The organism is Psychrobacter sp. 78a-MNA-CIBAN-0178, from assembly GCF_040309625.1.
GTDB classification, from domain to species: domain Bacteria; phylum Pseudomonadota; class Gammaproteobacteria; order Pseudomonadales; family Moraxellaceae; genus Psychrobacter; species Psychrobacter okhotskensis.
The window spans coordinates 1-287 of the sequence record NZ_JBEOOZ010000103.1; the positions used below are offsets into that span (position 1 = coordinate 1).

Genomic DNA, 287 nt, shown 5'->3' on the forward strand with positions numbered 1-287 from the left:
TCTATGAATATAGGATGAGGTGTAATAGGCGCATCAGTAGCGTTAGGGATATTTTCTTTTTCTACCGACTTATGGACCGTTTTTTTACGTTTTAAGCTTTTATCCAATTTCTTCTTATCTAAGGAATTCTTATCCAATGATTCCTTATTGGCTGAGGGCTCTTTATGGGGATGCTTGTTACTTGAGTCACTAATAGGCATCATAGCCTCTGCGGTATTATCGCTAATGTCTTGTTGGTCTTTATTCAGGGGTATGTTTGTCTGTTCTGTCATAGGAATAGGGTCAGT

Annotated in this window: 1 protein-coding gene; it reads right to left on the reverse strand. The window is 38.3% G+C overall.

What is annotated here, in order from left to right; translation table 11 throughout:
* On the reverse strand, positions 1-272 hold a 272-nt coding region (locus AAEY80_RS14430), incomplete at its 3' end, for a hypothetical protein (RefSeq protein WP_350588548.1).
* Positions 273-287: the final 15 nt, after the last annotated feature.